The sequence below is a fragment of the Streptomyces sp. SID12501 genome (assembly GCF_010550245.1).
Classification (GTDB): domain Bacteria; phylum Actinomycetota; class Actinomycetes; order Streptomycetales; family Streptomycetaceae; genus Streptomyces.
Window position 1 is genome coordinate 1 of sequence record NZ_JAAGLU010000109.1, and the last position, 1,243, is coordinate 1,243.

Below are 1,243 nucleotides of genomic sequence, written 5' to 3' on the forward strand. Positions count from 1 at the left end.
GCCGAGTTGCTGCGCTGGGCGGGCGGGGCGGTGGCGCCCCGTTTTGTCGAGCGGGCACGCATCGTCTTGGAGTGCGGGGGCGGGAAGCCGAATACGCGTGTGGCGGCGGAGTTCAAGGTAACCGCGGGCACGGTGAGGAAGTGGCGGTAGCGGTTTGCTGCCCGGCGGATGGCCGGGCTTGTGGATGAGCCGCGGCCGGGCCGGCGCAAGTCGGAGCTGGTGCTCAGTGATGACGAACGGGCTCAGCTGACGCGTTGGGCGAGGCGCGCCAAGACCGCGCAGTTCCTGGCTCTGCGCGCGAGGATCGTGCTGCGGTGCGCGGAGGGCGGGACGAACAAGCAGGTGGCGGCCGAACTCGGGGTGCGTGAGCAGTCGGTGAGCCGCTGGCGGGCCCGGTTCGTCAAGCGGCGGCTGGACGGGCTGGTCGACGAGCCGCGGCCCGGCAGGCCGCCCTCGATCCTGCTCGACCAGGTCGAGGACGTGCTCACAGCGACGCTGGAATCCACGCCAGGTAAGGACACGCACTGGTCGCGGACTCCGATGGCCGAGCGCACCGGGCTGTCGAAGTCCACCATCGGGCGGATCTGGAAGCGGTTCGACCTCAAGCCGCATCTCCAGGACTCCTTCAAGCTCTCCACCGATCCGCAGTTCGTCGCGAAGGTCGTCGACGTCGTCGGCCTGTATCACCACCCGCCCGAGAAGGCGGTGGTGCTGTGCGTGGACGAGAAGAGCCAGATCCAGGCGCTGGACCGCTCGCAGCCGGTGCTGCCGATGATGCCGGGCATGCCCGAGCGGCGCACCCACGACTACCTACGGCACGGCATCACCAGCCTGTTCGCCGCCTTCAACATCGCCGACGGCACCGTCATATCGGCACTGCACCGCCGCCACCGGGCGGTTGAGTTCAAGAAATTCCTGGCCATGATCGACAAAGCGGTACCGGCCGGCCTCGACGTCCATCTGGTCTGTGACAACTACGCCACTCACAACACCGCCGAGATCAGGACCTGGCTCAGCAAACACCCCCGCTTCCACGTCCACTTCACTCCGACCGGCTCCTCCTGGATGAACCAGGTCGAGCGGTGGTTCGGCCTGTTGACCGACAAACTCATCCGTCGGGGCGTCCACACCTCCGTGAAGGCCCTGGAGGACGACATCACCGCGTGGATCGACACCTGGAACGAGAATCCGCGTCCCTTCACCTGGACCAAGACCGCCGACGAGATCCTCAACTCACTCGCCG

1 protein-coding gene is annotated in these 1,243 nt (G+C 67.3%); it reads left to right on the plus strand.

What is annotated here, in order from left to right; all coding sequences use genetic code 11:
- Positions 1–168 precede the first annotated feature (168 nt).
- A partial coding sequence (locus tag G3I71_RS44630) for an IS630 family transposase (RefSeq protein WP_164324585.1) occupies positions 169–1,243 on the plus strand: 1,075 nt, incomplete at its 3' end.